The sequence below is a fragment of the Lysinibacillus sp. FJAT-14745 genome (assembly GCF_001275675.1).
Taxonomy (GTDB): Bacteria; Bacillota; Bacilli; order Bacillales_A; family Planococcaceae; genus Lysinibacillus.
In genome coordinates, this window is the sequence record NZ_LITM01000002.1 from 607,282 (window position 1) to 626,766 (window position 19,485).

A 19,485-nucleotide genomic window follows, 5' to 3' on the forward strand; every position below is an offset into this window, starting at 1 on the left:
GATGCCCATCTTTTCCTCCGTTTACGTTTGGAAACAGGTCATTGATTTTGTCATCCCCGGATTTTGGTGATGAGCCGTAAAAATCCTAAACATAGAATAAAGTGTGATATATTTATATAACACTCTATTTTTAGAGTGCCTTATTTTACCTTTAATTAGCATCCTTACTAGTAACTGAAGGTTAGGGATTAGGATAGGAGAAAAAATACATGATGAAGAATAAAATTATAAAAACTAACCTGATATTTTATTTTCTTATCGTACTCATATTTACTTTTACACAATTCAGCTTGCCATGTCATGCTGCAGAACTATCGGAACCTATTATATTGGGAAAGCATTATGATATTTTTCGTGACCCTTCAAAAAAAATTACGATAGAAGATTTATTAAGCGGTACATATGATAATTCCTTTGTCGATAGTAAAGAGAAATATTTATTCTTTTGGCATACGAAGGATACGATTTGGCTACGATTAGATACCGATGAAATATTAAAGGATAAACAGGAGTCTTACTGGTTGGAGGTAACAGACAAGCTAGATAGCATTGAAATGTATTTAGTGAAAGAAAATGGCTCTTATAGTGTTCAAGAAAGAGGAATTTCAAATATTGACGATCAAAACATTCATTATCGCTCTAATTTATTTCAAATCCAAGACCCCTCCGTCAAAGAAATTTATATAAAATTAGATGGTGAATTACCACTAAATTCAATTTCTTATCTTTTCACAACGGATAGCTTTATCAATGAGATTATTGACTACAAATATTTAACAGGGATTTTTTATGGGTTCTTGTCCGCACTTTTAATATACAATTTATTTTTATTTTTTTCGTTAAAAGATAAGGCTTACTTTTACTATGTTTTGTATATGTTTAGTTTTATTCTCTATCAAGCTACTTTGAATTCTTTAGATATTGAACTAGTAGGCCAACTTTTGCCTAAATGGTTTTTTCTAAAATCTGCAGCGATAAGCGGAAATATTTTACTTATATGTATGATTTTATTTAGTAGAGAGTTTCTTGAACTAAAAAAATACTTACCACGCTTCCACAAAATCGGGAATTTTCTATTATGGATCACTATACTTTCTTTAATTGTTTCATCCATTGTCCCTGATGTTGCAATTGCAAATGATTTAACAATTATTCTTTCTGTAGTTGTCTTTATTTCCCTTTGGTTATCGGGAATATTTGTGTTATTAAAAGGTCAGAAAATGGCTAGATTTTATATGGTAGGTTGGACCGTTCTGCTTGGTTCCATCATTGTACAAGCATTGGCTTTTTTAAGTATTATTCCATTCAATCCAGTTATATTTGAGGATATCCCTGCAATTGGTGCTATTTTTGAATCAATATTTTTATCATTAGCATTAGGCGATAAAATCAATATCATAAAAAAAGAGCATCAGGAAATGCAACAAACGCTCAATGAAACGCTCGAACATAAAGTAAAAGAACGAACACAAGAGCTAGAAAGAACAAAACTTGAGCTTGAAAAATTAGCAAATACAGATCGCCTTACTCAAATTCCAAATCGTGTAAGGTTAGACGATGTGTTAGAAGAGGCTATTGAACATGCCCAACAGCATGAGGCTCCGTTCACTATTATTCTACTAGATATTGATTTTTTTAAAGAAGTAAATGATGAGTTTGGCCATCAAGTAGGCGACTTAGTTTTAATGAAAGTAGCAGAGATATTGCAAAATACAATTCGAGAGCAAGATACAGTTGGTAGATGGGGTGGCGAGGAATTTTTAGTTATTTGTCCTCAAACTAAACTAGATGGTGCTATAAAGCTTTCTGAAAAGCTTCGTCAACAATTAGAAAATCATCAATTCCCTGTTGTACAGCGAAAAACTAGTAGCTTCGGTGTAACTAGCTATGTAAATGGTGATACGCGAAATACATTATTATCAAGATGTGATAAAGCGTTATATCAAGCAAAAGAACGAGGCAGAAACTGTGTTGAATTTTTAATAGATGATGGCAATGTCTCCTCTTCGTTATAAAAAGTAAATGAAGCGTCATGACAGTTTCCTTGTCTTGACGTCCTCTTTTAGGAATTGGATTTTGATAAACACTGAACGAATCTCTTTATTCGGTCAGGTTACCTTACTTTTCTCTCTGCTACCTCCACCTATCTAAAAACCCCATTTAGCAAAACTGCTAAATGGGGTTCCATCTACTTCTGCCAATTATTAAGTTCCTTTAACAACTCAGGTAGCTGCAATTTCTTAACATCAATCGGAGGTAACGCCTTGATAAATTCCTTACCGTACGACTTTGTTGAAATGCGGCGATCTAAAACGATAAAGGCTCCTCTATCCTGTGATGAACGGATTAAACGACCAAAGCCTTGTTTAAAACGCATGATGGCTTCTGGCAGTGATAGTTCATTGAAGGAATTGCGACCTTGTGCAGTAATATGCTTTGCTCGCGCCTTAAATATAGGTTCTTCTGGTGAGGAGAACGGCAGACGTACAACGATAACCGATGCAAGTGCGTCACCTGGAACGTCTACACCTTCCCAAAAGCTGTTTGTACCAAAAAGAACGGCATGACTAAATTTTTGGAATGATTTCAGGATTCGCATACGGCTACCACCCGTTACACCTTGTGCAAAGAGCATATAATCATCAAGGAGTTCACTCTCTTGAATAAGCTCCACTGTTTTTCGAAGCATGTCCTGCGCGGTAAATAGGACAAAACAACGTCCTTCCGTCATCCGCACTGTACGTGTAATAGCGTGGGCAACCGCTTCAATATATTCATCCTGTGACACATGTTGAATATCGGGCATATCTGTGACAATAAATGCCTTCGCTCCTGCATAATAGGATGGTGGCGCTTGGAGCTTTCTTACTTGCACACTATCAGAAATACCGAGTTGACGCGTCACAAAACGTTCATTACCTGGCACAGTTAAAGTACCTGAAGTCCACACAATACTTGCCTGCTTCCGAAGTGGTGCAAGTACTTTTTCAATGATAGGCGTGATATTAACAGGCTTTTTAAAGACGTGCAAGCTCCCTGGAACGCTCCGTAAATCAAATTCTAACCACACTGAATTATCATCCTGTGGCGATAGGAAAATTTCCTCCCATTCAGCGATTTTTACTTTTAATTCACGGATCCAATAATGCCATTCCGATAATATATAGAGCTCATTTTTATCTAGTTGCTCAATATTATTTTCAAAGGCCTGCCCTACTTCCGTCGCAAGGTCAAGCCACTGCTGTGTGAGCTTACTCACTTGTAAAAGCGGTTCTTTTGCTAGCGATACATCCTCTAAAAACAAAGTGCATTTACTACTAGCCTGTTTTCCTTTTATTTGATGCTGCATTTTTTGAACAGTCCGCTGAATAGTGTCATCGAATGTCCGTTGCAGGCGTATAAATTGTGTATCTAGTCGTTGCAAGCTTTGCATAGAAACACGTTGTTTTTTCTTGGCTGCCTGACTAAATTGCTGGAACAAAGCAGTTTCCTCCATCGTTCCTATTTGACCGAAAATGTACTTCCACTGTGTATAGGAGAAGACAATTTCGTCTTGCTGCATAGCAGATTGTATAAATTGATGAGCTTCGTCAATGATCCATCCGTCAATTTGTGTAAAGATTGGTGTTTGACGAACTAAATCACTGAGTACCATAGAATGATTGGTTACAATGCAATCGGCAAATTCACTATTTTTTAACGCTTGCTCATAGAAATCAAAGCCCTTTGAAGGTTTTTCATCGGGCATTTTGCGAATTTTCTCTAAAAATAGTTGTCCACCACCAGAAACATTGAGCTCACTTAGCACACCTGTTTCTGTTTTGGTCAGCCAGACGAGAATCTGTAAAATCGTAAATGTATCATCATAAGTTTCATCAGCATAAGCCATACATTGCTCAAAGCGTTCAACGTCAATATAATGTTGCATGCCCTTAAGAACAGCAATATTTACTTTAGTGCCAAGGATTTTTTCAATCTTTGGGAGCTCTTCCTCAACAAGCTGCTCCTGCAAGTGTGACGTATATGTGCTAATCGCAATTTTTTTATCGACAGCTCGAGCATACAAAATCGCTGGGAGTAGATAGCCCGCTGTTTTACCAATACCTGTTGAGGCCTCTATCACGCACTCCCTTTTGTCATTTAGTGCCTGCCAAATAGTGTCCATCATTTCGAATTGTGCAGGTCGTTGCTCAAAATTTGGCATCGCCTTTGTCATTAATGCTGTTTTGTCAGCTGCTGTTTGCGGGTACGATACAATCTCCGAGTTATTTGTACGCTTTTTTCGTCCATCAGAAATGGCCAAATTGCGATAGTAGGAGACATTCTCATTAGCAGTTACATGCTGTCGTTTAATTTGAAGAGCCTCAAAGAAAAGCTGGGATAAATTTGATTTTAATCTGAATGAGCGTTTATGCATTTGTTCAAGAGTTAGCTGTGGGAGACTGAGTAGCTCTCTCCAGCAATGTATAAAGAGCTCAGCCGTTGCACGGGCATCGTCATCAGCTCGGTGTGCATTAGTTAGCTCTATATTTAAATCCGAAGCTAAATCACCTAGCTTAAAGCTCAGCGACATTGGAAATAGTATTTTGGCAAGCTCAACCGTGTCCATCTTTTTACCTTGCCATTTCGGTAAACCTGCACGCTTGAACTCTGCTTGTAAAAAGGATAAGTCAAAATCCGCATTATGTGCGACAAATACACAATCAGCAAGCAATTCATATATGTAGTCAGCATGTGCCTCAAACGGCAAGGCATCCTTTACATCCTCATCCGTAATATGCGTTAAATCCTGAATGAAAGTTGGTATAGCTTTACCTGGATAAATAAACTTCGTAAAGGTACGCTCAATTTTCCAATCTTTCATAATAACAATTGCGATTTGAATCATTCGGTCCCCATTTGCCGGTGAATGACCAGTCGTCTCTAAATCAACAATTGCATACTTTTGACTTTCCATCATACATCTCAACTCACAGTTCACATTAGATAGATGAATTTTATCACATATTTGGCTCAACGGCATCCCTTCACCTTTGCTGATTGGTCATAAAAAAAGACTTCTGAACGATTATCAGGATTCACAGTAAGAATTTTCAAATTAATATATAATATTCATTAAAGACGTGGCCATCACCATAACGTGTGGTTGATTTCCGTTCCGACTGGGCGCTTTCCTGGGGGCGTCCGATGAGCCGCTTCACTCGCGGTGCTCGCTCCAGGGTCTCATCTGTGACGCTGATCCCCAAGGAGTCGCCCAGCCTCCACTCCAATCAACTTATATACCAGGCGACGTCTTTACAAATGTCATCCACAACTTTTGGTTATGAGCCAAAAACCTAAAATTTAAAAGGTACAATTAAAGGGGGGTATACTTCATAAATGAAACAAATTTTTGCATATGAAAATATAGAACAATATCAAAATAATATACAACCAACTCAATATTTTATTGAAAAATTAGAGATTTATCGTCAAATATTAGAAAAAGAATATGAACTCCATGATATTCCTAAGGCGATTGTATGGACTTCAGAAGAAATTGCGACAAATATTTTTTCAAATGTACCTATTCCTGCATATACAAATAAAGATAGTATCTATATGAATCCGAACCTTGAGGATTGGAGACAGTTATTTTTAAGACAATTAGAAGGTCAACAACATTTTGAGATAGAAAAATACTATAAATCGATTAATAATGACCATATTTTTTGCATTTTAGCCCATGAGCTAACGCATCATTCGGATTTATTTCTCGATGAATTTGATGATGCTCGAATGGATAGCATTTGGTTTGAAGAAGGAATGTGCGAATATTTATCAAAAAAATTAACTCTCAATGAAAATCAATTCATTGAAATTGCAAAGATTGAGTTAGAATTGATTCATTTGTTTAAAGATAAATATGGAAAACATTCATTAGATGATTTTGGTACTGCTAGTTATGAATCGGAAAGTTTAACTAGTATTATGTATGACTACTGGCGTAGCTTCCAAACCATCAAATACTTAGTGGAGGAACGTTCAAATAACAATGTGCATCATGTTTTTGAAGTTTATAATCGTTGGCACAAAGAAGGTAGAAAGGTATCTTTAACGAAATATTTTTGTTTGGATAACTTTTTAAATTCACTTTAATGCTCATATGGCAAATCAAATCAATGACACCTAGAATCAGTAGTGTCCTTTCTTCATTGATAGATTTTCATTACAAATCTCTGGTATGCCTTTTCTTCAACATTTTTTTGACATAATAAAAAGTGTACATCATTAAAATTTAATTTAGTAATGTACACTTTCAAATTATGATGAATTCAATCACCTTATAAAAAAATTGTCTTTAAAGTTACAAAATAGTACCCACTTTTATCACATTACATCACCGTTGCTTCTGGCTCATGGGCAATCATTTCTTTAATTGTATTGCCCTCGCCCATAATAGCTACTGTTGGCTTATGATTTTTTGCCTCTTCGTTATCTACGTACACATAAGAAATTATAATCACAATATCTCCACGTTGTACTAGACGTGCTGCTGCACCGTTCACACAAATAACACCTGATCCACGTTGCCCTGCAATAATATATGTTTCAAAGCGTGCTCCATTGTTGTTATTGACGATATGCACCTTTTCGTTTGGTAGCATTCCTACTGCGTCTAAAATATCCTCATCTATCGTTATCGATCCAACGTAATTTAAATCTGCTTGTGTCACTGTAGCACGGTGGATTTTACTGTTCATCATCATTCGTAACATATTACAATCCTTCTTTCACATTAAAGATACAATTATCAATTAATCGAGTTTTACCAATATAGACGGCTGCAGCTAAAAGTACTTGTTCCGTTTCAGCTGTTACTGGTGTTAAGTCTGGATACGCTAATAGCTCAAAATAATCTATTTCTCCATGTGTACGTGCTGCAATGTGATTCTTTGCTTTAGCAAGTGCATTCACTGCATCACCATTCGCTAAAAAGCTTTCACGAGCAAGTTGTAGTGCTTCATTAATTGCTGGTGCCTCTTGTCGGTCAACTTGACTTAAATAGACATTACGAGAAGATTTAGCTAAGCCGTCCTCTTCACGCACAATTGGTACTACTCGCATTTCTAAAGGGAAATTAAAATCTCTTACCATCGTAGCGATAATAGCAACCTGCTGTGCATCCTTTTGTCCGAAATATGCTCTTGTCGGTTGTGCTAGGTGAAATAGTTTTGATACAACTTGTAAAACGCCATCAAAATGTCCTGGACGGCTCGCCCCGCAAAGAATGGTTGCCTGTTCACCCGCATGAATACGAATACCGCCATCGTGAGGATACATTTCTTCAACACTTGGTGCGAAAATAATATCTACACCGACAGACTCTGCTAAAGCAGTATCCCGTGGCAAATCACGCGGATAGCTTTCAAAATCTTCGTTTGGCCCAAATTGTGTTGGGTTGACAAAGATACTCATAACGACTATGTCATTTTCGGCATGAGCTGTTTTTGCTAGCGTTAAATGGCCCTCATGTAAAAAACCCATTGTCGGAACGAGCCCAATTGTTTTTTTGGCTTGCTTAGCTGCTTGGATTTCTACGGATAGTGCTTGGATAGTAGTTACGACTTTCATTACTTTACGCCCCCATATAGCTGATCCAATGCTTCCTCTTTCATTGTGAAGGAATGCTTTGGCGCAGGGAATGTACCTGCTTTTACCGCTTCTACGTAACTAGCAATTCCACTGCTTGCTTCTTGGCCCATATTAGCAAACTGTTCTACAAATTTTGGTACATGATGTGAACCGTAGCTTAACATGTCATGATAAACCAACACTTGTCCATCAGCCTCTGCACCAGCTCCAATACCGATCGTTGGAATAATAAGATTAGCGGATACCATCTCTGTTAGCTGATGCGGAATACATTCTAAGACGACAGCACATGCTCCAGCCTCTTGACATTCTTTTGCATCTTCAATGAGTTTCGTTGCCTGTTCAGCTGTTTTCCCCTGAACCTTGTAGCCACCAAGTACTCCTGCTGATTGAGGGAGTAAACCTAAATGAGCTACCACCGGAATACCAGCTGACGTTAATTTACGAATTACCGGTAGAACATCCCCTGCACCCTCTAACTTAAGTGCATCTGCTCCTGTTTCCTGCATCATGGAAACTGCGGTTTTCAACGTCTCGTGTACATCACCGTGGTACGAACCAAATGGCATATCCACAACAACAAACGTCTCCTTTGCCCCACGGCGCACTGCTTTTGCATGGTGAACCATATCGGCTACTGTTACTGGCATTGTAGAATCATAGCCTAGTACTACCATACCTAGTGAATCTCCCACTAGAATCATATCGACGCCTGCTTCCTCGGCAAATTTTGCAGCAGGATAATCATATGCCGTGAGCATAACGATTTTCTCACCTGCTGCCTTCATCTTTAAAAAATCTGAAGTTGTTTTCATCATGTAGTCCTCCTTTTTTAAGGGAAGAAAACAGAAAAACCCCTCTGTTCCTAAAATGGACAGAAGGGTAGTGTTTCGTTCGTCATCAAAAATCACCTCTTGCTTTTAGATTAGAGGCCATAACTTAATAAAGGGATACGGAAACAAACTCTTTGAGAGAATTGCCCATCCATTGAATCAAGTTATATTTTTGAACGCTTGTTTTCTTCCGTCCCTGTCATTAAAAGATCAAGGCAGATATTTATTATAAATAGTTCTTACGTTTTTGAAGGTGCCGTTCCCAAAAGGATACTGCCCTTCGCACATACTATAACAGATTCCCCTAGTAATCTTCAAATATTATTTTCTAATAATTACAATCAATAACTATTATCAAATTCAAACCATTCGTTTCTGAAAGTTTGATTTTCGATAAACTTCAAACACTGTAAATAGAAACAGAGCAAATAATAATGTGAATAAACCAGACGATACATTTGTCACTGGTACGAAAACATCCCAAAATGAATTGGTTAAAGCGTGAAAAACAATACAGAGAAAAATACTTTTAGTGGATAGGTAAATGATCGTCAATAAAAATGATAATGCTACAGTTATTAGAGAAAACCATAGGAAGTTCATGTTCATTTGGTTTGATCCAATGACAAACCATAATGGCAAATGCCAGACTGCCCAAATAACGCCCACAATAATTGTACTTGTGAAAGGAGACCATCTTTTTTGTAATGTAGGCTGTAAAAAACCACGCCAGCCAATTTCTTCTAGTCCTCCACCAATAATCATGATTGGCAATTCAAGTAACGCCAGATACATTGGATTCTCCATAGTTGCTCCGCCCCATAGCGTTGGTAAAAAAAAAGGCGCAAATGCCAATCCGATTACAAATATATACCAAGATACAGAATGCTTAGGATTTTTTACATTATGGATAAATGATTTGAACTCTTCTTTAGTCGAGTATTTCTTTTTCAACCAAATCTCACAAATTGCAGGAGTAATTCCGCCGAGAATAAATATTAGCATTGATATGGCGTTGCCAAACTTCAGCAAATTCAGCTGTGTTAATAAGGCTAAACTGCCCCATATTATCCAAGACGTTGCGAAGGTATAAAATAGAAACTTTCTTACCTCTATTCTCAACTTTAATCCTCCCCTTCTTTCGTACCCAATAGTAATAAGACGGATTTGCAAAGTGTATTCATCAAACGAATCTCATCAAACTGCACTTGATTATTTGAAAACACCCCGTAACATTTTTGCAAGACAACGTCTCTCACAATGCCATCAATGGACGTCATTATAAAAGTAGATAGATCCTCTATCGAAATCTTAGGCTTAAAGCATCCTGAAGAAATACCCTCATGGATTGAACGAAAAATTTGTTGCATAAAATATTGTCCACTTTCATTCTCATAAATGCTCGATAAAATTTTCTTTTCTCTATCTGGATTGTTAGCACATAAAATCGTAAGCTCAAATTGGATTTTACCAACTGTTGATACGTTTTCCTTCATGTACTCCCCAAGAAAATTAAATAATTTAATGATTGTCTTTGTGGGAGAATTACTCGTATCCGTAATTCCATCGATAATATGTTTATAGTCTGCGTTAGCATTTACTTGATTAATAACCTCAATAAGTATTTCATCCAAGTCTGAATAATAACGATAAATCCCACCCTGACTTACTCCTGACGCTTTAATAATATCCCTCATCGTAATGTCATAAAGTGGCTTAACTTTACATACTGCTATGGCTGCTTCTAAAATGCTGTTTTTCTTTTCCTGTACATATTCATGGCTTACTTTTGGCACTACTTTTCCTCCAAACATTTAAAATGACATCATTGTCATTTTTATCATAATTAATATACATTTTATTGTCAATTATAAATGACACTACTATCATTTTTATTTCCCACTTAAATTTTTTAATAAAATTTGACAATTCAATGTGATATGTAATATACTTCCACCATACTATACGACATATAATATAAAACCTTGTATAGGTATTACATTGTGAGGTGAGAAAAGATGACATTTCAACTTGGCTCAGCTTTACTTGACGCTTGTGTACTCGCCATCGTCGATAAAGAGGATGCTTATGGTTACTCATTAACACAGCAAATACAATCCGTGATGGATATATCAGAATCTACGCTGTACCCAGTATTACGTCGTTTACAAAAAGCAAATTGCTTAACAACATACGATCAGCCCTACCAAGGCAGAAATAGACGCTATTACCAAATTACTGATCAAGGTCGAATACGATTACTGGAGCTATTAAAAGAATGGCAAAAGTATAAAGAAATGGTTGATTGTGTACTTATAGGAGGGAAATATGATGAATAGAGCAAGCTTTTTGAAAAAGCTACGGGGGAAATTACAACGTCTTTCAGCTCATGAGATTGATGCTGCACTTGCCTATTATGAGGAATATTTCGATGAAGCAGGAGAGGAAAACGAACAGCGGGTCATACAACAACTAGGCTCCCCTTCTCATGTTGCATCACAAATAATGGCGGACTATGCATTAAAGGATTTAGAAGCAACTTCAAATTCAAATTCAACTTCGACTAAGAAGAATATGTCTGCGATTTGGCTTATCATTCTAGCAATAATATCTGCCCCACTTTCTTTACCGTTACTTGTAGTTGCTATAGCACTTATTTTTTCATTTGGAGCAGTTATTTTCAGCGTTATCATCGCAATTATCGCAACTATACTTGGTATCTTATTCGGTGGAATCGCTGCACTTATTTCAGGCTTCTTCATTTTAACTCAGGACTGGCAAACAGCATTACTCTTTATGGGTGTTGGCTTTATCGTAACAGGTTTGGGTATCCTACTTTTCCCAATCGTTACACGTTTGATCAAAACAATCGTTGTTGTTTGTGTTAAAGCATTAGGTAAACTATTCCATAAAATAACGAAGAAGCGGAAGGAGGGATACTAATGACGTCCCGACATACCCATATTGCCATTACTATGATTGCTTTAGGCGTACTGTTAGCTCTAGTTGGTTATTTCTCTGGTGGGAAATGGAGTTTTGTGATAAATGATGAAGGTATCCAACTGCCTGAGAGCAATAAACTAGTAAACAATTCCTATAAACTAGATGATTTCACTAACCTCAATATTATCAATCACTATGGAGATGTTGAAATTGTTACTAGTGATCATTATGCACTAGAAACAAATGTTATTAAAGATGATGATGTGACGTACAGTATTAAAGACAATACATTAACTGTTGAAACAAAGAGTAAGAAGAAGAATGGTTTCGAATTCGGATTTTTTAGCTTCAGTACTCCTTCCATCAAAATCTATGTTCCTTCAGATGTAAAATTGAAAACCGTTGTCCTTAATAGTAATTTTGGAGATACAACGATTCGTGGTTTGAAATATCAAGAGTTAAATTTAATTGAAGAATTTGGAGACATACTATTGAAAGACACTACTGGTGATAAAACAGAGATTACACAATCATTTGGTGATATGAAATTACAACAATTTTCTAGTAATGGCTTCGTTGCCGAAAGTGAACATGGTGATATTAACATTGATGGAACATTAAATGGTCAATCCACTATTACGTCTAACTTTGGAGATGCTACACTTCATTTACAAAATAAAAAAAGTGAACTTGGCTTTGAATTAGAAACTGACTTCGGGGATCTTACAGTTGATAAGAAAGATCAGAACGACAAAGTATCACAATTATATAAGGGTGATAACCAGCTAAAGGTAACACTTTCATATGGTGACTTACAGTTAAAGTTTAAATAAAAGGCTCATGGCAAAACGAGGGGTTGATTTACGTTCCGGCTGGGCGCTTTGTTGCTGACGCTACGCTTTCGCACAGATAAAACATTTGTTGCTGACGCTTCGCTTTCGCACAGAAAACATTTGTAGCTGACGCTTCGCTTTCGCACAGAAAACATTTGTAGCTGACGCTTCGCTTTCGCACAGAGCAAAGCTTCCTGGGGCGTACGATGGGCCGCTTCTCTTTCGCTCCAAGAGCAGATAAATGATAATGGTTAGAAATTTTCATCAGAGCAATCGATTCTTGTAAGTGAAGGCAATAACCGAGGTGAATCAGGTCAGTTACGCCGTCATCTTGGAGATAAAATTCGATTTATGAGGTGATCAATATGAAAATTAGACAAGCAAACATTAAAGATGCTCAAGGTATCGGAAAAGTACATGTTGACAGTTGGCGAACGACTTATAAAGGCATTCTTCCAGATGATTTTTTGAATAACTTATCTTACGAGCAGCGAACAGAGTTATGGAAGAGGAATATTTCAGATGCTACGAATTATGTATTGGTGGCGGAAAATGAACAAGGTGAAATAATTGGCTTTGCTACTGGTGGCACGCGAAAAACTAATTCAGCACCCAATGCAACTGATTTAACGTCTATCTATCTTTTAGAAGAATATCAAGGAACCGGAATCGGTAAACATCTACTCAAAGAAATATTCACCTATTTTAAACAACAAGGATATGAAAAAGTATTTGTCGAAGTATTAGCAGAAAATAAAACACGTTATTTCTATGAATATTTCGGTGCACATTATGTCAATAAAATCGAAATTAAGATTGGCGGAAAAGTATTAGAAGAGCTTATTTATGTATGGAATGATATTGATAAGGTTATAGAAAAAATACAATAGAGCGCTATTTAAACTCGAAAAATATGAAAGAACGTATATTCTCAGATTGAAAATATACGTTCTTTTTAATTAAAACAGATAAGTAAAACTATTTACAGAGTATGCTTGTAGTTATGTTCTATAAAATTTTTATATCTCCAGCATAAATTGTTCGCACTGTGCCATTATCCTCTGTTAGCTGTAGTACACCTTCATCCGTAATCCCACTGGCAATACCTTCAAAGCACCCACTTAAAGTCGTTACTTCAATACGTTGTCCAATAGTACATGACATTTGTTCCCATAGCGTTTTAATGCTAGCGAAGCCCTCTTTCACGTATAACTCCGTGAATTGTTCTAAATATTGTAAAATAGATGCGACAAGGGCTGCACGATTAATTTCCTCACCCGCTTCTAAACGTAAAGATGTCGCAATATCAGCAATTTCTGGGGAGAAATCTGATTCGGCTTGGTTTGCATTAATACCTATGCCTACTAGCAGTGCTTGTACACGGTCGGCTTCAGCCTGCATTTCTGTTAATATACCTGTACATTTTTTACCGTTAATGAGTAAATCATTTGGCCATTTAATGGCTGGTTCAATATGTTTATATAATGTTTTAATAGCCATCGTAACCGCAACTGCTACTACTAGTGTATACGATGAAGCTTGCTGAGGAGTAACATCAGGTCTCACAATAACGGTCATCCAAATACCTGTACCATTTGCAGATTCCCATGGACGCGCCATACGACCACGGCCAGCAGTTTGCTCTTCCCCGATTATAATCGTGCCATGCGGAGCGCCTTCCTGTGCAAACTTATGAGCGATTGTTTGTGTTGAATCTACCACATCAAAATAATGAATTTCACGTCCAAAATGTTCCGTATTTAAAAATAGTTCAATTTGTGTTGGACTTAAGCTATTTGGCACACCAGTCAGTACATAGCCCTTTTTCTTTACCGTTTCAAATGTATAGCCTTCCTCCTGTAGCGACTGCATATGTTTCCATACAGCTGTACGTGATACTCCAAGGGAATCTGCTAGCTCCTGACCTGAAACCGCTTCACCATTAGCAGCTAATATTCTTTTTAAAATTTCATCCTTCATAGAAATACTCATGCTAATCAATCCTTTATTATACTCTGCTATATTTTTATGTACTTACATAATATTGATTCAATTGTATTTATCATACTGTAAATTATGGCAATTGACCACAATCTATCATCAAATATCTTTTAGGTAAAAATAAATAGATGTTAAATTAAAAGGAGCCGTCTCATTCATTTTTTGAGACCGGCTCCTCGTTTAAAAATCGATGTTAATCATTCTTTTTTGAAATAATCATGTTCTATCCAATTCTTTATCTGTTGTCGGTCATTTTGAAGCTCGCCATTGACAACTGCTTCAAGCATCGTCTGCAACACTTCTTTTACCCATGGTCCACCTTTTTTTCCAGACCATTTTATTAAATCTGTACCGTTTACAATGAGCTCTCGCTTGTGTCTAATGGGAAGCTTCGTCTTTATTTCATGAATACTTTGCTGTGGCATTTGAACGTCAAGCTGTCTCAACTTCGAAAAATAACAAGCTGTCTCTAGTTCCTGTTGTGTATACAAAAAGTAATCCATTTGCGTCCAGCCATTTTTTAAAGCTTTCAAAGCTTCTAACACAGCTTTTACAAATGCCATCTCCTTATTCGATAAACGATAGTCACCTAGCACTTCTCGCCAATGATCACCCTGTAACACCGCAAAATATGCCCAGCCTAATAGCTTGTCCTGCGTGTTAAATTCATGCCAGTCATCAGCTTGAAAAGTACCATTCAAATAATTCACTAAGCTACTTTCCTCAAGCTTTCTTATACCGTTAAATACATCTTTCCCTACCCATAGCTTATCGAGCTCTGCCTTTATGCGCTCCTTCGCAATCCAAGAAATATTTTCAGCTTTGTCCTGCATTGCTTTCAAGGTTTCTGATTCAATTAGAAAACCAAGCTGAGCTGAAAAACGCACGGCTCTCAGCATTCGTAATGCATCTTCCGAAAAGCGTTTCTGCGCGTCACCAACAGCTCGTATTACACCAACTTCAATATCTTGGCGTCCTCCATAAAAATCAACAAAAGACCCATCACGACGCATCGCTATGGCATTCATCGTAAAGTCTCGGCGCTGTAAATCTTCTTTTAGCGATCGTACAAATTGCACTTCCTCTGGTCTACGGTGATCCGTATATTCACCATCTGTGCGATATGTCGTTACCTCCACCGATCCAGCTGGCACGATAACAAGTACCGTCCCATGCTGAATCCCTATATCAACTGTGTGATTAAAGATGGACTTTACTTCGTCTGGCATGGCATTTGTTGCAACATCTACATCGTGAGCAGGGCGACCGAGTATAGCATCTCGAACCGCACCACCGACGATCACTGCTTCAAAGCCTGCGTTTTCTAGTTGTTCAATAACTGAATAGGCTGCTTGCCATTCTTTATTGTTTTGCATGATTTCTTTCAGCAACCTTTTCATACAATTTTTCATATTGTTCTACAATTTTAGATGAATGGAATTTTTCATCAACAGCACGGATAGCTGCTTCGCGGAAACGTTGTAATTTCTCTTCATCATTCAATAAGTTCACGGCATACTCTGCCACTGCGTCCGTATCACCTAATTCCACTATATAGCCATCTACACCATGCTCAATGACTTCTGGAATACCGCCTACAGCTGATCCAATACAAGGTACACCACAAGCCATTGCTTCAAGTAAGACTAGCCCGAATGATTCCTGCTGCGATAGTAATAATTTAAGGTCACTTATCGCATACAATTCAGCCAAATTTTCTTGTTTGCCTAAAAATAGAACATCCTGCATGTAAGGACTTTCCTTCACTTGATCCATTACACGATGCTTTTCTGGGCCATCTCCTACTAGCAACAACTTTGCCTTCATATTGGCACGAATCTTCATAAAAGCGTCGATAATATGCGGAAGATTTTTAATTTTACGGAAGTTAGATACGTGAATAATAACTTTTTCATCTTCTCCAATTCCAAATTGTTCCTTCAGGATTCCTGGATTGCGCGGGAAGTATTCACGTTCATCAACAAAGTTGTAAATCGTGTTAATCGGCTTTACTGTATCAATAAGCTCATAGGTTTGTTGCTTTAATGCCTCTGACACTGTCGTAACGATATCAGATTTGTCAATGCCATACTTAATTGCCTGTGAAAGAGTAGAATCCTGCCCAAGCACAGAAATATCTGTACCGTGTAACGTTGTGACAATCCCAATGTCACGACCACTCATTTCACGTGCTAAAACAGCACAGACAGCATGTGGTATTGCATAATGCACATGAAGCACATCTAGTTCTTCATCCTTAATCACATCCGCCATTTTACTCGCTAATGCTATATCATATGGCGAATATTGAAATACTGAATAATTGTTAACTTCTACTTCATGGAAAAAGACGGTTGGATAAATTTTATTCAATCGAAATGGTACGCTTGAGGTGATGAAATGAATCTCGTGTCCTCTCTCTGCAAGCATTTTTCCTAATTCTGTTGCAATAACACCAGAGCCTCCAACTGTTGGATAACAGGTAATGCCGATTTTTAGCTTTTTCATTCGATTATCATCCTTTCAAAATCACGTCTTTTTTAATTTCTTCTTTCTTGAATCAGTCTCCAATCCACAAAGCCTTCTTGTAGGCCTTTTAGTAATATTTCTGCTGTTCCCATATTTGTGGCCAGTGGCACTTGGTAAACATCACAAAGACGAATAAGTGCAGAAACATCTGGCTCATGTGGTTGTGCTGTTAAAGGATCACGGAAAAAAATGACCATGTCCATATCATTATTGGCAATCATTGCGCCAATTTGTTGATCACCACCGAGTGGTCCTGAACGAAAACGTGTTACCTCTAAGCTTGTAGCTTCCATAACACGCTGTCCTGTTGTACCTGTAGCAAACAACGTATGCTCATTTAAAATATCTCGGTAAGCAATAGCAAACTGTACTAAATTATCTTTTTTGCGATCATGTGCAATTAATGCGATTTTCATAAAGCTTCCATCCCAATCTTTAGATGATGTTTTCTAAACCATATACAAGTTGATCCATTTTCATGACCTCTTCTACGCAAAAAGCTACACCTGACATAAAAGAATTACGATTTAACGAATCATGACGAATTGTTAATAGCTGCCCATCTCCGCCAAATAACACTTGCTGGTGTGCCACTAAACCAGGTAAACGAACAGAGTGAATACGCATGCCATCAAATTCTGCCCCTCTTGCACCCTCAATTGTTTCTTTTTCCTCTGGATGTCCTTGCATTTTTTGTGCTCGCACCTCTTGAATCAATTGTGCTGTTTTAACGGCTGTTCCAGATGGCGCATCCAGCTTTTGATCGTGGTGCATTTCAATAATTTCAACATCAGGTAAATATTTTGCTGCTTCCTTAGCAAATTTCATCATAAGGATTGCCCCAATTGCAAAGTTTGGTGCAATAATGCAGCCTAGATCTTTTTCTTTAGCAATTGCTGATAATTCCTCTAGTTGTGAATCAGTAAAGCCTGTTGTACCAATTACAGGTCGTACATTTAAATTCAAAGCTTCTTTAGTATGATTGTAAACTGCATGCGGACTTGTTAAATCGACTAATACGTCAGGTGCTGTTGCCTCTACAAGTTCATGCATATCTGTAAAAATCGGTGCCGTATAACTTGCTGGAAACATTTCTAAATCAGCTAGTGTTTTTCCTACTTCCTTATAATCTAGTACAGCTACTAATTCCATTCTGTCATGTTTCATAACCGTATGTACAGCTTCAGCCCCCATTTTTCCTCTAGGTCCTGCTATTGCTACACGAATTGACATTATTCTCCATCCTTTCTAGTCCAGCGATCTTTATCCCTTGTTTCAAATTTATGTATTACGCGTAAAAGTGCTTCATCTAATTTAATGCCCTGTGCATTTGCAAAGCACACTAAAACAAAGAAAAAGTCACCTAATTCTTCTTCAATGCTGTTTGCTTCCTCTGTACTCTTTTTCTTCTTTTGCCCATAAACGTCCTGCACCTCGCGAGACAATTCACCAAGCTCCTCAGTTAGTCGTGCCAGTAACTCGAATGGCGGGAAATAGCCTTCCTTAAATTGCCCTATATAATCATCCACACGCTTCTGTAAAGCTTGCATTGTCACTTGTTCAGTCATCTAAATCACACTCCTACTTAACATCGTATAAAATTTACACCATTGTTGTCAAAAACAATAAAATGTCAGATAATAGATAATACTACTTCAATTGTTTGGGACTTCAGGAGGTCATATGCTAAAACAGATTAAAATCAGTAATATTATCGCAATAATGCTCGGAGCTGCAATTTTCAGCTTCGGGTTCGTCCACTTCAACATGCAAAATCAACTTGGTGAAGGTGGACTAAGTGGGATTACACTCATACTTTATTTTACAATAGGCTGGGACCCCGCATTAATGAATTTACTATTAAACATTCCTATGTTTATTATTGGTTATCGTTTACTTGGGAAAAAATCATTTATTTATACGCTTGTTGGAACTTTATCTGTTTCAGTTTTCCTTAAAGTTTTCCAAAAATACCAATTTACTATTCATTTAGAGGACGATATGCTACTTGTTGCTCTTTTTGCAGGGGTATTTGTTGGACTAGGACTTGGTATCGTCTTTCGCTTCGGTGGTACAACAGGCGGTGTAGATATTTTGGCTCGCCTCGGTCATAAATATTTTGGCTGGAGTATGGGTAAAACGATGTTCATCTTTGACGCTATTGTTATTATACTATCATGGCTAACGTTTTTAGATGCACGCTCTATGATGTATACCCTCGTTGCGGTATTTGTTGGCGCGCGCGTCATTGATTTTGTTCAAGAAGGAGCATATGCAGCTCGTGGAGCACTTATTATATCTGAAAAGTCTAGCACCATTGCTGAGATGATTGCCTTACGAATGGAACGCGGTATTACTATACTTGAAGGTCATGGCCATTTTACAAAGCAACAAAAAGAAGTTATTTATTGTGTCATTGGCAGCAATGAGGTTGTACGCTTAAAATCTATAATTCATGAGGTTGATCCGCACGCTTTCGTATCTATAATAGAAGTACGAGATGTTGCAGGAGAAGGCTTCACGCTCGATGACCAAAAACAACCGCTCCATTAAAAATAACAATCTGCCTACTCTCCTCGAAACTTTTTACTTGCTCGTTGGAGGTAGGTTTTTTCTACATAATAAATTGTAAAACCAGGTGTGTTGATTAACCATTTTTATACATCCAAAGAGGCTGATTTCCGCTACGGGCTACTCGCTTTGTTGCTGAC

Annotated in this window: 19 protein-coding genes; 7 read left to right on the forward strand and 12 right to left on the reverse strand. The window is 37.5% G+C overall.

What is annotated here, in order from left to right; all coding sequences use genetic code 11:
- Window positions 1-209: 209 nt before the first annotated feature.
- Window positions 210-2,015, forward strand: a complete 1,806-nt coding sequence (locus tag AMS59_RS04350) for a diguanylate cyclase (protein WP_234007679.1) — start codon at window positions 210-212, stop codon at window positions 2,013-2,015.
- Between the two features lie 173 nt (window positions 2,016-2,188).
- Here the strand turns inward: AMS59_RS04350 and dinG are convergent, their stop codons facing one another.
- Complete coding sequence (dinG, locus tag AMS59_RS04355) at window positions 2,189-4,960, reverse strand: ATP-dependent DNA helicase DinG (protein WP_053482527.1); 2,772 nt, start codon at window positions 4,958-4,960, stop codon at window positions 2,189-2,191.
- A 419-nt stretch (window positions 4,961-5,379) separates the two neighbouring features.
- On the opposite strand from dinG, the gene AMS59_RS04360 reads away from it, so the two are divergent.
- On the forward strand, window positions 5,380-6,138 hold the full coding sequence (locus AMS59_RS04360) for a hypothetical protein (RefSeq protein WP_053482528.1): 759 nt from the start codon (window positions 5,380-5,382) through the stop codon (window positions 6,136-6,138).
- 236 nt (window positions 6,139-6,374) lie between these two features.
- On the opposite strand, the gene panD is transcribed toward AMS59_RS04360, so the two are convergent.
- From panD to AMS59_RS04385, 5 genes are all read right to left on the reverse strand, one after another.
- Window positions 6,375-6,758, reverse strand: a complete 384-nt coding sequence (gene panD, locus AMS59_RS04365) for an aspartate 1-decarboxylase (protein WP_053482529.1) — start codon at window positions 6,756-6,758, stop codon at window positions 6,375-6,377.
- Window position 6,759: 1 nt separating this feature from the next.
- Window positions 6,760-7,614, reverse strand: a complete 855-nt coding sequence (gene panC, locus AMS59_RS04370) for a pantoate--beta-alanine ligase (protein WP_053482530.1) — start codon at window positions 7,612-7,614, stop codon at window positions 6,760-6,762.
- Window positions 7,614-8,450, reverse strand: a complete 837-nt coding sequence (gene panB / locus AMS59_RS04375; RefSeq protein ID WP_053482531.1) for a 3-methyl-2-oxobutanoate hydroxymethyltransferase — start codon at window positions 8,448-8,450, stop codon at window positions 7,614-7,616. Before panB ends, panC begins: the two co-directional genes overlap by 1 nt.
- 378 nt (window positions 8,451-8,828) lie before the next feature.
- The gene (locus AMS59_RS04380; RefSeq protein ID WP_053482532.1) at window positions 8,829-9,590 is read right to left on the reverse strand and encodes a CPBP family intramembrane glutamic endopeptidase; all 762 of its coding nucleotides are present in this window, start codon (window positions 9,588-9,590) and stop codon (window positions 8,829-8,831) included.
- Between the two features lie 2 nt (window positions 9,591-9,592).
- The gene (locus tag AMS59_RS04385) at window positions 9,593-10,264 is read right to left on the reverse strand and encodes a TetR/AcrR family transcriptional regulator (protein WP_053482533.1); all 672 of its coding nucleotides are present in this window, start codon (window positions 10,262-10,264) and stop codon (window positions 9,593-9,595) included.
- Between the two features lie 222 nt (window positions 10,265-10,486).
- Here AMS59_RS04385 and AMS59_RS04390 point away from each other — a divergent pair, with 222 nt between their 5' ends.
- The 4 genes from AMS59_RS04390 to AMS59_RS04405 all read left to right on the forward strand — a co-directional run bounded on the left by AMS59_RS04390 (window position 10,487) and on the right by AMS59_RS04405 (window position 13,134).
- Window positions 10,487-10,807, forward strand: a complete 321-nt coding sequence (locus tag AMS59_RS04390) for a PadR family transcriptional regulator (RefSeq protein ID WP_053482534.1) — start codon at window positions 10,487-10,489, stop codon at window positions 10,805-10,807.
- A complete protein-coding gene (locus tag AMS59_RS04395) occupies window positions 10,800-11,411 on the forward strand; it encodes a DUF1700 domain-containing protein (protein WP_053482535.1) in 612 nt (203 codons plus the stop codon). Before AMS59_RS04390 ends, AMS59_RS04395 begins: the two co-directional genes overlap by 8 nt.
- On the forward strand, window positions 11,411-12,244 hold the full coding sequence (locus tag AMS59_RS04400) for a DUF4097 family beta strand repeat-containing protein (protein WP_053482536.1): 834 nt from the start codon (window positions 11,411-11,413) through the stop codon (window positions 12,242-12,244). The genes AMS59_RS04395 and AMS59_RS04400 overlap by 1 nt, the downstream gene beginning before the upstream one ends.
- Window positions 12,245-12,609: 365 nt before the next feature.
- On the forward strand, window positions 12,610-13,134 hold the full coding sequence (locus AMS59_RS04405; protein WP_053482537.1) for a GNAT family N-acetyltransferase: 525 nt from the start codon (window positions 12,610-12,612) through the stop codon (window positions 13,132-13,134).
- Between the two features lie 118 nt (window positions 13,135-13,252).
- On the opposite strand, the gene AMS59_RS04410 is transcribed toward AMS59_RS04405, so the two are convergent.
- From AMS59_RS04410 to AMS59_RS04435, 6 genes are all read right to left on the reverse strand, one after another.
- Window positions 13,253-14,236, reverse strand: a complete 984-nt coding sequence (locus tag AMS59_RS04410; RefSeq protein ID WP_053482538.1) for a biotin--[acetyl-CoA-carboxylase] ligase — start codon at window positions 14,234-14,236, stop codon at window positions 13,253-13,255.
- A gap of 206 nt (window positions 14,237-14,442) precedes the next feature.
- The gene (locus tag AMS59_RS04415) at window positions 14,443-15,621 is read right to left on the reverse strand and encodes a CCA tRNA nucleotidyltransferase (RefSeq protein WP_053482539.1); all 1,179 of its coding nucleotides are present in this window, start codon (window positions 15,619-15,621) and stop codon (window positions 14,443-14,445) included.
- Complete coding sequence (bshA, locus tag AMS59_RS04420) at window positions 15,608-16,753, reverse strand: N-acetyl-alpha-D-glucosaminyl L-malate synthase BshA (RefSeq protein ID WP_053482540.1); 1,146 nt, start codon at window positions 16,751-16,753, stop codon at window positions 15,608-15,610. The genes AMS59_RS04415 and bshA overlap by 14 nt, the downstream gene beginning before the upstream one ends.
- Window positions 16,754-16,785: 32 nt before the next feature.
- Entirely contained in the window at window positions 16,786-17,190 is a 405-nt protein-coding gene (gene mgsA / locus AMS59_RS04425) for a methylglyoxal synthase (RefSeq protein ID WP_053482541.1), read from the reverse strand.
- 19 nt (window positions 17,191-17,209) lie between these two features.
- On the reverse strand, window positions 17,210-18,007 hold the full coding sequence (gene dapB, locus AMS59_RS04430; RefSeq protein ID WP_053482542.1) for a 4-hydroxy-tetrahydrodipicolinate reductase: 798 nt from the start codon (window positions 18,005-18,007) through the stop codon (window positions 17,210-17,212).
- Window positions 18,007-18,342, reverse strand: a complete 336-nt coding sequence (locus AMS59_RS04435; RefSeq protein ID WP_053482543.1) for a nucleotide pyrophosphohydrolase — start codon at window positions 18,340-18,342, stop codon at window positions 18,007-18,009. Before AMS59_RS04435 ends, dapB begins: the two co-directional genes overlap by 1 nt.
- 115 nt (window positions 18,343-18,457) lie before the next feature.
- On the opposite strand from AMS59_RS04435, the gene AMS59_RS04440 reads away from it, so the two are divergent.
- A complete protein-coding gene (locus AMS59_RS04440; protein WP_053482544.1) occupies window positions 18,458-19,327 on the forward strand; it encodes a YitT family protein in 870 nt (289 codons plus the stop codon).
- The last annotated feature ends 158 nt before the right edge of the window (window positions 19,328-19,485 follow it).

What these genes read in the sequence shown, in the direction of transcription:
- AMS59_RS04350 (WP_234007679.1), top strand. Translation starts at nt 210, where the DNA reads ATGATGAAGAATAAAATTATAAAAACTAACCTGATATTTTATTTTCTT.
- dinG (WP_053482527.1), bottom strand. Translation starts at nt 4,960, where the DNA reads ATGATGGAAAGTCAAAAGTATGCAATTGTTGATTTAGAGACGACTGGT.
- AMS59_RS04360 (WP_053482528.1), top strand. Translation starts at nt 5,380, where the DNA reads ATGAAACAAATTTTTGCATATGAAAATATAGAACAATATCAAAATAAT.
- panD (WP_053482529.1), bottom strand. Translation starts at nt 6,758, where the DNA reads ATGTTACGAATGATGATGAACAGTAAAATCCACCGTGCTACAGTGACA.
- panC (WP_053482530.1), bottom strand. Translation starts at nt 7,614, where the DNA reads ATGAAAGTCGTAACTACTATCCAAGCACTATCCGTAGAAATCCAAGCA.
- panB (WP_053482531.1), bottom strand. Translation starts at nt 8,450, where the DNA reads ATGAAAACAACTTCAGATTTTTTAAAGATGAAGGCAGCAGGTGAGAAA.
- AMS59_RS04390 (WP_053482534.1), top strand. Translation starts at nt 10,487, where the DNA reads ATGACATTTCAACTTGGCTCAGCTTTACTTGACGCTTGTGTACTCGCC.
- AMS59_RS04395 (WP_053482535.1), top strand. Translation starts at nt 10,800, where the DNA reads ATGAATAGAGCAAGCTTTTTGAAAAAGCTACGGGGGAAATTACAACGT.
- AMS59_RS04400 (WP_053482536.1), top strand. Translation starts at nt 11,411, where the DNA reads ATGACGTCCCGACATACCCATATTGCCATTACTATGATTGCTTTAGGC.
- AMS59_RS04405 (WP_053482537.1), top strand. Translation starts at nt 12,610, where the DNA reads ATGAAAATTAGACAAGCAAACATTAAAGATGCTCAAGGTATCGGAAAA.
- AMS59_RS04410 (WP_053482538.1), bottom strand. Translation starts at nt 14,236, where the DNA reads ATGAGTATTTCTATGAAGGATGAAATTTTAAAAAGAATATTAGCTGCT.
- AMS59_RS04415 (WP_053482539.1), bottom strand. Translation starts at nt 15,621, where the DNA reads ATGCAAAACAATAAAGAATGGCAAGCAGCCTATTCAGTTATTGAACAA.
- bshA (WP_053482540.1), bottom strand. Translation starts at nt 16,753, where the DNA reads ATGAAAAAGCTAAAAATCGGCATTACCTGTTATCCAACAGTTGGAGGC.
- mgsA (WP_053482541.1), bottom strand. Translation starts at nt 17,190, where the DNA reads ATGAAAATCGCATTAATTGCACATGATCGCAAAAAAGATAATTTAGTA.
- dapB (WP_053482542.1), bottom strand. Translation starts at nt 18,007, where the DNA reads ATGTCAATTCGTGTAGCAATAGCAGGACCTAGAGGAAAAATGGGGGCT.
- AMS59_RS04435 (WP_053482543.1), bottom strand. Translation starts at nt 18,342, where the DNA reads ATGACTGAACAAGTGACAATGCAAGCTTTACAGAAGCGTGTGGATGAT.
- AMS59_RS04440 (WP_053482544.1), top strand. Translation starts at nt 18,458, where the DNA reads ATGCTAAAACAGATTAAAATCAGTAATATTATCGCAATAATGCTCGGA.